Raw genomic sequence first — 8,158 nt, 5'->3', positions numbered from 1 at the left:
GTTACATTCCGAACCCGGAAGCTAAGCCTCACAGCGCCGATGGTACTGCAGGGGGGACCCTGTGGGAGAGTAGGACGCCGCCGAACTATTATTAACGGGAAACCCCCGCACCCTCTGGGTGCGGGGGTTTTTTGCGTTCAAAAACAATTGCCCCGCTCAGAGGCGGCCGGCTGCCTTTAGGGACAGGTATGCGTCTGCGAGTGCGGGGGCCAGGTCCGTGGGGGTGGCGTCCACGACTGTTACGCCGTGGCGCGTCAGTTGTTCTGCCGTGCGGTGGCGTTCCGCGTGGGCCTGGGCGGCGGCTGCGGCGTCGTACACGGCTTCTGTTGTTCCTCGGGCCTTGGCCATCTGCTCTACGTGAGGGTCCGCGACCGAGGCCAGGAGGACCGTGTGGCGCTGGGTGAGGCGGGAGAGTACGGGGAGCAGGCCCTCTTCGATGGGGGCTGCGTCAAGGCTGGTCAGCAGCACTATGAGCGAGCTGCGGGTCGCGGTGCGGAGCGCTGTTGAGGTCAGGCCTCTGGCGTCCGTTTCGACGAGTTCGGGTTCGAGGGTGGCCAGGGCGTTGACGACTGAGGGGAGCACGTCACCTGCTGCCTTGCCCTGGACCAGGGCGCGCACCCGGCGGTCGTACGCGAGGAGGTCGACTCGGTCTCCTGCTCGGGAGGCCAGGGCAGCGAGGAGCAGGGCCGCGTCCATGGAAGCGTCGAGGCGCGGGGCGTCGCCGACCCGGCCCGCGGAGGTGCGGCCGGTGTCGAGGACCAGCAGGATGTGGCGGTCGCGTTCGGGGCGCCAGGTGCGGATGGCGACGTTGGACTGGCGGGCGGTGGCGCGCCAGTCGATGGAGCGGGTGTCGTCGCCGGGGACGTAGTCGCGGAGGCTGTCGAATTCCGTGCCCTGGCCGCGGGTCAGCACGCTGGTGCGGCCGTCCAGTTCGCGGAGGCGGGCCAGCTTGGACGGGAGGTGCTTCCGGCTGGTGAAGGGGGGCAGGACCCGGAGGGTCCACGGGACCTTGTGGCTGCCCTGGCGAGTGAGGAGGCCGAGGGGGCCGTACGAGCGGATGGTGACGCGATCGGCCTGGTGGTCGCCTCTTCGGGTGGGACGCAGGCGGGTGGTGAGGCGGCGGCGTTCGCCGGGAGGGATCGTCAGCCGGCTGCGGGAGGCCTCGACTTCGGTGCCGGGGTGCCAGCTGCTGGGGGGCCAGGCGTCGCGGAGTTGCGCGCGCAGGGGGCGGCCGGAGGGGTTGGTGACGGTGAGCTCGACGTCGGCGGATTCTCCGAGGCGTACGGAGGTGTCGCCTGTGCGGGTCAGGCCGAGGCGGCGTACGGGGGCGGCCAGGGCGAAGTCGCAGGCGCAGGCCAGGGCCAGGGGGGCGTTCACGGCGAGGATGCCGGTCCAGCTGGGTTCCCAGATGCCTACGGGGAGGCTGCCGAGGGCCGCCAGGAGGGCTGTGCGTCCGGTGAGGGCCATCATCGGGGGACCGGGACGTGGGCGAGGATCGCGTTGATCACGGAGTCCGCTGTCACGCCCTCCATCTCGGCCTCCGGGCGGAGTTGGACGCGGTGGCGGAGGGTGGGGAGGGCGAGGGCCTTCACGTCGTCGGGGATGACGTAGTCGCGGCCCGTCAGCCAGGCCCAGGCGCGGGCCGTGGAGAGGAGGGCGGTTGCGCCGCGGGGGGAGGCGCCCAGGGTGAGGGACGGGGATTCGCGTGTGGCGCGGCAGATGTCCACCACGTAGGCGGTGATCTCCGGGGAGACGGACGTCTTGGCGACTGCGGCGCGGGCTGCTTCCAGGTCGGCGGGGCCTGCCACGGGGCGGATGCCGGCGGCGGCGAGATCGCGGGGGTTGAAGCCTTCCGCGTGGCGGGTGAGGACGTTGATCTCGTCCTGGCGGGAGGGGAGGGGGACGGTGAGCTTGAGGAGGAAACGGTCCAGCTGGGCTTCGGGGAGGGGGTACGTGCCTTCGTACTCGACCGGGTTCTGGGTGGCTGCGACGAGGAAGGGCTCGGGGAGCGGGCGGGGGGTGCCGTCCACGGTGACCTGGCGTTCCTCCATCGCTTCGAGGAGGGAGGACTGGGTCTTGGGCGGGGTGCGGTTGATCTCGTCGGCGAGGAGGAGATTGGTGAAGACCGGGCCGGGCTGGAAGGAGAACTCGGTGGTGCGGGCGTCGTAGATGAGGGAGCCCGTGACGTCGCTCGGCATCAGGTCCGGGGTGAACTGGACGCGCTTGGTGTCGAGTTCGAGGGAGGCGGCGAGGGCGCGGACGAGCAGGGTCTTCGCCACTCCGGGGACGCCTTCCAGGAGGACGTGGCCGCGGCAGAGGAGGGCCACCACGAGGCCCGTCACCGCGGGGTCCTGGCCGACCACGGCCTTGGAGATCTCGGTGCGCAGGGACTCCAGGGAGGAGCGGGCGCTGCCGGAGCTCCCGGCGTTGTCAGTGGTCGGGTCCATCATGAAGTACGTACCTCTCTTTCGAGGGCGTCGAGTTGGTCGGCGAGGCTGATGAGGGCTGCGTCGTCGGCGGGGGGTGGGCCGAAGAGGAGGGGGTGCAGGTCTTGGCCGGGGGCGCGGAGCCTGGCGGACAGGGCGGGGAGCAGGGTCTCGGGCGCGTGTGCCTGGGTGGGGGAGGCGCCGATGAGGAGGGCGATGCGGGTGCGGGTGGCCGAGCGGAGGGCGGCGGCCGCGCGGTCGCGGGCGTTGGCCTTGCGGTAGAGGCGGGCCCGGCCTTCGACGGTCTCGGAGGCGCGGATGGCCACGGGGAGGCGTTCGGGGACCAGCGGGCCGAGGCGGCGGGCGCGCCACAGGGCGGCGAGCGCGGCGGCGACGGTGAGTTGCAGGGTGCCCCAGAGCCAGCCGTCGGGGATGAGGTCGAAGAAGTCGCGGTCGGCTTCGTCGGTGGCGGCGTCGTCGGCGAGCGAGGGGAGGTACCAGACCAAGTGAGGGCGCGAGCCGAGGAGTTGCAGGGCCAGTGAGGCGTTGCCCTGTTTGTCGAGGCGGTCGTTGAAGAGGATGTCGGGGGCGCCGAGTACGACGGTGTCGCCGGGGCCTTCGGCGGCCGGGAGCCGCAGCAGGCTGGGGAGGCCGTCGCTGAGGTAGCAGGCGTCGGCCTTCGGGGCGAGGGTGTCGTAGCGGAGTCCGCCGACGTCGGCGGAGCCCGCGCGTTCGGCGGCGGGGAGGTCGCAGCGGGGGGAGAGGGTCGAGTCGAGGCTGGGGGTGGCGTCCGCGGTGACCCCCGGGGCGAGGGTGCTGACCGAGGGGGTGCCGGGGGCGAGGAGGACGGTGCGGCCTCGGGAGCCCTCGGTGGCCGCGCGGAGTCGGGACTGCTGGCCTTCGGTGAGCCGGTCGGGGGTGGTCACCAGGAGCGTGGTGTCCGGGCCCGCCGCTGATCTGGCCTCTTCGGAGGTGGTGACCACGCGGGTGGATACGCCGCGGTCCGCGAGGAGTTCGGCGACGGCGCGGCTGCCGTACGGGTCGGCGGAGCGGGGGTCGAGACGGCCGTGCTGGCCGCCGGAGCGGACGGCCGCGATGGCGATGGCGGCTGCCAGGAGGAGTACCAGGGCGAGGAGGATGCCGCGGGTCTTGGTCCAGAGCTGGCGGGGGGTGGGGGCTGAGGAGGTGGGCGCGGGCGCCGGGGCGGAGGGGGCGGTGGCTGTGGTGGCGCGGGCGGTGGTGGGCGCTCCGGTGCTGGCGCCTGCGCCGGAGCCAGTGCCGGTGTCGCTCCCGTCGGCGCGGATGTCGTTTCTGCCCACGTCGACGGGTGTTCTGCCGGCGGCGGCCTCGGAGTTCGGCGGGTCCTGGGGGGCCGTCAACGGAGGGCTCCCTGGGAGGTGTTGTTCAGGGTGATGGGGCGGCCGTCGAACGGCTGGGTTGGCGCCTGGAGGTTCGTGGCGGAGGCCGGGTGGGCCTTGGGGGCCGTCAACGGAGGGCCCTGGGGGATGTTGCTTAGGGGCGAACTGGTTTGGGGGAGGGGTTGGTTCAGGGGGGTCAGGCGGGCGTAGGTGTGTTCCGTGGCTGTGTGGGGGCCGCGTGCGGTGGGGGCGTTGGGCTGGGGGGTGGCCAACGGGGAGCCCTGGGGGGTCAGGATGCCGCGGGTTTTGGTCCAGAGCTGGCGGGGGGTGGTGGCGTAGGGGTGGGTTGCCGCCTGGGGGTTTGTGGCGGGGGTCTGGGAGGCCGTCAATGGGGGGCTCCCTGGGGGGTGTTCAGGGTTGGTTTTGTTTGGGTTAGGGCTTTGTCCAGGGTTGATAGGCGGGTGTAGGTCGGTTCGGAGGCTTTGCGGGCGCCGTAGGTGATGGCGTCGAAGGACTGGGCTGCTGCCTTGAGTTCTGTGGCGTGGGTGGGGAGGGGGCCTGAGGCCTCCGCCGCTGCTTCGTCGGCCGTGCGGCCGGGGCGGGGGTCCAGGAGGGCGCGTTCCTCCAGGGCGCGGACGATCGCCCGCATGCGTTCTTGGACGGCTTGGTTCCAGTGGCCCTGGGCGGCGTGTGCTTCGGCGGCGGCGCGGTGTTCCGCGGCCGTGCGCGGGCGGTCGTCGAAGAGGGCGGGGGAGGAGGCGGGGGCGCGGTGCGGGGTGCCCAGGCGCCACCACAGGGCCGCGACGAGGGCGACCACGGCGATGATGACCACGAGGAGGCCGAGGCTGCCGCCCGGGGTTGCTCCCGAGGCGGCGGAGAACAGGTCGTCGACCCACTCCCAGAAGCGGTCCAGGGCGCGCTGCAGGAGGCTCGGGTCGTCCTGGTGGTAGGCGGGGTCGGACAGTTCGCGCTCGGCTGCCTCCCGCGCGGGGGCGCGCGGGATCGTCACCGGTGGGTCGTCGTCGCCCGTGCGCAGGACGACCGCCGTCAGTCCGTGCAGTGCTGCCCCCGTCACCGCATCAGCTCCCCGGGGTTCCGGGGGCGCCGGTGCCGTTGTCGCCCTGGAGACCCGCCGCGCGCGCCAGTTCGAGGTCGAGGGCCTCCCGGCGGATGCGCTGGTCGACGTAGAGGAGGACGGTGACGCCTGCGGTGATCGGGAACGTGAGCATCGAGCCGATGACGGAGCCGACGCCGCTGACGATCAGGAAGGTCCAGCCGAGGTCGCCGGTGCCGCTGTCGAGGAAGCCGGTGACGCCGTCGCCGCTCAGCGCGCCCGCGATGAGGGTGAAGGGGATGACGATGATCGACGCGACCACGTTGGCGATGATCGCGGCGAGCAGCTGGATGCCGAACACCCGCCACCAGGAGCCGCGGACCAGCTTCGCCGAGCGGGTCATCGACTTCTTGACGCCCTGCTTCTCCAGCATCAGTGCGGGCGAGGCGAGCGAGAAGCGGACGAGGAGCCAGATGGCGACGATCAGGGCGGCGAATCCGCCGAGGACGGCGAGGCTGATGCCCGCGTCGGACGAGCCCGCCGCCGCGATCAGTACGCCGGGGAGGCTGCCTGCGGCGACGACCGCCATGCCGATGAGCGGGAGCAGCAGCGTCAGGCCGATCAGCCTCGGCAGCTGCGGCTTGGCGTCCTGCCAGGCCTCGGCCGTGGTGACCGATTTACCGAGGACGGCGCGGCTGGTGACCATCGTGAGCAGGGCGGTCGCGACGATCGTGCCGAGCAGCGTGATCAGCAGGACCACGCCGGAGCTCAGCAGGGTGTCGCCCAGGGCGCGGGTCAGTTCGCCGACGGTCGCGCTCGGGTCGTCGAGGGCGTCCGTGGAAGCGCTGTCGTTGAGGACGAGCCCCTGCAACAGGATGACGACGATCTCCGTGAACACGGCCACGGCGAGCGAGATGCCGAGCACCGTGCGCCAGTACGTGCGCATCGTGGAGACCGCGCCGTCCAGGATCTCGCCGACGCCGAGGGGCCGCAGCGGGATGACGCCGGGCTTCGCCGCGGGCGGCGGGCCCTGCCACGCGCCCCAGCCGGGGTAGCGGCCGGGCCCACCGGGGCCGGGGCCGGGGTGTCCGCCGCCGGGCGGAGGTGGCGGAGGCGGGGTCTGGCCGGGTGCGGGTGGGGTGGGGGCGGACCACTGGGCGGGCGGCGGCTGCTCCTTGGACCACTTCGATGCGGGAGCGTCGGGCTGGTCCGCGGGCTCGGCGGGTCCGGGCCCGCCGGAGTCCTTGCCGTCGTCGGAGGGGGCAGATCCGGGCGAAGCCCAGCCCGGAGTGTCGTTCATCGTCGCTCCTTCACGGTGCCCGCCCGCGGTCGCGGCGGCAGGTTGCCAGCCATCGTGCCACGGCACACCCGTGCGGGGACCGGGCAGCGTATGGGCTGCACACCTTCAATTGTCCGACAGGTACGGGGCAGACTGGGCGGATGGCTGATCAGTACGCGCAATCAGGCGAGGACACCCGGCCGATCCAGACCCCGACGAATCAGGTGAAAGAGGCGAACCCGGCGATCTCCGTGATCCGCTGGGCCGAGCCGCCCGAGGGCCCCGTGCTGGTCCTTCTCGACCAGACCAGGCTGCCCGGTGAGGAGACCGAGCTGGTGTGCACGGACGCGCCGGCCCTGGTGCAGGCGATCCGCACGCTGGCGGTGCGCGGGGCGCCGCTGCTCGGCATAGCCGGTGCCTACGGCGTCGCGCTGGCCGCCGTACGCGGCTTCGACGTGGAGGAGGCGGCGGTCGCGCTCGCGGGCGCCAGACCCACCGCGGTCAACCTCGGGTACGGCGTACGCAGGGCCCTGACGGCTTACCGCTCGGCGGTGGCGGACGGGGCCGATCCGGAGCGGGCGGGCGCCGCGGCGCTGGCGGCCGCGCGGGCGCTGCACCGGGAGGACGCCGAGGCCAGCGGGAAGATGGCGGCGCACGGGCTGGCGCTGCTCGACGAGATGCTGCCGGGCGGCGGGCACCGGATCCTCACGCACTGCAACACGGGCGCCCTGGTGTCCGGAGGTGAGGGCACGGCGTTCGCGGTGGCCCTTGCCGCGCACCGGGCGGGGCGGCTTCGCAGGCTGTGGGTGGACGAGACGCGGCCCTTGCTGCAGGGTTCGAGGCTGACCGCGTATGAGGCGGCGCGGGCCGGAATGGCGTACACCTTGCTTACGGACAACGCGGCGGGGTCGCTGTTCGCGGCGGGTGAGGTGGATGCCGTGCTGATCGGCGCCGACCGCATCGCGGCCGACGGTTCGGTGGCCAACAAGGTGGGGAGCTATCCGCTCGCGGTGCTCGCCCGCTACCACCACGTGCCGTTCATCGTGGTGGCACCGGTCACGACCGTGGACCCGGACACCCCGGACGGAGCGTCCATCGAGGTGGAGCAGCGGGCGAGTCATGAAGTGACGGAGGTCACGGCACCGTATGTGCCGATGGCTGGTTTTGAGGCGGGAGGCGGGATCGCGGTGGCACCTCTGGGGACCCAGGCGTACAACCCCGCGTTCGATGTGACGCCGCCGGAACTGGTGACGGCGATCGTCACCGAGGAGGGCGTCGTGTCGCCCGTGACAGCAGGGGGCCTGGGCGAGCTGTGTGCCAGGTCACGCCAGGTATCGATGAGCTAATGGGATGATGTCAGGCATGAAGGGACGAGTCCTTGTCGTCGACGACGACACCGCACTGGCCGAGATGCTCGGGATTGTGCTGCGTGGTGAAGGTTTTGAGCCGTCGTTCGTAGCTGATGGCGACAAGGCGCTGGCCGCTTTCAGGGAGGCAAAGCCGGATCTTGTACTGCTGGATTTGATGTTGCCGGGCCGTGATGGCATCGAGGTGTGCCGCCTGATCAGGGCGGAGTCCGGGGTGCCGATCGTCATGCTCACGGCCAAGAGCGACACGGTGGACGTGGTGGTCGGCCTGGAGTCGGGCGCCGACGACTACATCGTGAAGCCCTTCAAGCCGAAGGAGCTCGTGGCCCGCATCAGGGCGCGGCTGCGGAGGTCGGAGGAGCCCGCGCCGGAGCAGCTGACCATCGGTGACCTGGTCATCGACGTGGCGGGGCACTCCGTGAAGCGGGAGGGTCAGTCGATCGCGCTGACGCCGCTGGAGTTCGACCTGCTTGTCGCGCTGGCCCGCAAGCCGTGGCAAGTGTTCACGCGTGAGGTGCTGCTCGAGCAGGTCTGGGGCTACCGCCACGCGGCCGACACCCGGCTGGTGAACGTGCACGTGCAGCGGCTGCGCTCGAAGGTCGAGAAGGACCCCGAGCGTCCGGAGATCGTGGTGACCGTCCGTGGTGTCGGTTACAAGGCCGGACCGAGCTGAC

Annotated in this window: 7 protein-coding genes and 1 rRNA gene; 3 read left to right on the top strand and 5 right to left on the bottom strand. The window is 72.1% G+C overall.

Annotated elements, in window-relative coordinates; genetic code table 11:
• Positions 1-86: ribosomal RNA gene (rrf, locus tag AB0I66_RS32550) — 5S ribosomal RNA — on the top strand; the annotation flags it as partial.
• Between the two features lie 70 nt (positions 87-156).
• Here the strand turns inward: rrf and AB0I66_RS32545 are convergent.
• The 5 genes from AB0I66_RS32545 to AB0I66_RS32525 all read right to left on the bottom strand — a co-directional run bounded on the left by AB0I66_RS32545 (position 157) and on the right by AB0I66_RS32525 (position 6,138).
• Entirely contained in the window at positions 157-1,467 is a 1,311-nt protein-coding gene (locus AB0I66_RS32545; protein ID WP_363211576.1) for a DUF58 domain-containing protein, read from the bottom strand.
• Positions 1,467-2,447, bottom strand: coding sequence for a MoxR family ATPase (locus AB0I66_RS32540; RefSeq protein WP_363211551.1), 981 nt, complete (start codon positions 2,445-2,447; stop codon positions 1,467-1,469). The genes AB0I66_RS32545 and AB0I66_RS32540 overlap by 1 nt, the downstream gene beginning before the upstream one ends.
• Entirely contained in the window at positions 2,447-3,805 is a 1,359-nt protein-coding gene (locus tag AB0I66_RS32535) for a DUF4350 domain-containing protein (protein ID WP_363211550.1), read from the bottom strand. Before AB0I66_RS32535 ends, AB0I66_RS32540 begins: the two co-directional genes overlap by 1 nt.
• A 364-nt stretch (positions 3,806-4,169) precedes the next feature.
• The gene (locus AB0I66_RS32530) at positions 4,170-4,859 is read right to left on the bottom strand and encodes a DUF4129 domain-containing protein (protein WP_363211549.1); all 690 of its coding nucleotides are present in this window, start codon (positions 4,857-4,859) and stop codon (positions 4,170-4,172) included.
• 4 nt (positions 4,860-4,863) lie between these two features.
• Positions 4,864-6,138, bottom strand: coding sequence for a glycerophosphoryl diester phosphodiesterase membrane domain-containing protein (locus tag AB0I66_RS32525; RefSeq protein ID WP_363211548.1), 1,275 nt, complete (start codon positions 6,136-6,138; stop codon positions 4,864-4,866).
• Between the two features lie 140 nt (positions 6,139-6,278).
• On the opposite strand from AB0I66_RS32525, the gene mtnA reads away from it, so the two are divergent.
• Both mtnA and mtrA read left to right on the top strand, forming a co-directional pair.
• Entirely contained in the window at positions 6,279-7,463 is a 1,185-nt protein-coding gene (gene mtnA, locus AB0I66_RS32520; protein ID WP_363211547.1) for an S-methyl-5-thioribose-1-phosphate isomerase, read from the top strand.
• A gap of 4 nt (positions 7,464-7,467) precedes the next feature.
• Entirely contained in the window at positions 7,468-8,157 is a 690-nt protein-coding gene (gene mtrA, locus AB0I66_RS32515) for a two-component system response regulator MtrA (RefSeq protein WP_361836743.1), read from the top strand.
• Position 8,158 lies beyond the last annotated feature (1 nt).

Source organism: Streptomyces sp. NPDC050439 (genome assembly GCF_040655335.1).
Classification (GTDB): Bacteria; Actinomycetota; Actinomycetes; order Streptomycetales; family Streptomycetaceae; genus Streptomyces.
Note: the sequence above shows the minus strand (reverse complement) of the source record. Positions and strands in the feature narration are given on the sequence as shown.

Bases quoted from the DNA above. Each gene is read 5' to 3' on its own strand.
- mtnA (WP_363211547.1), top strand. From the start codon at position 6,279: ATGGCTGATCAGTACGCGCAATCAGGCGAGGACACCCGGCCGATCCAG.
- AB0I66_RS32545 (WP_363211576.1), bottom strand. From the start codon at position 1,467: ATGGCCCTCACCGGACGCACAGCCCTCCTGGCGGCCCTCGGCAGCCTC.
- AB0I66_RS32525 (WP_363211548.1), bottom strand. From the start codon at position 6,138: ATGAACGACACTCCGGGCTGGGCTTCGCCCGGATCTGCCCCCTCCGAC.
- mtrA (WP_361836743.1), top strand. From the start codon at position 7,468: ATGATGTCAGGCATGAAGGGACGAGTCCTTGTCGTCGACGACGACACC.
- AB0I66_RS32540 (WP_363211551.1), bottom strand. From the start codon at position 2,447: ATGGACCCGACCACTGACAACGCCGGGAGCTCCGGCAGCGCCCGCTCC.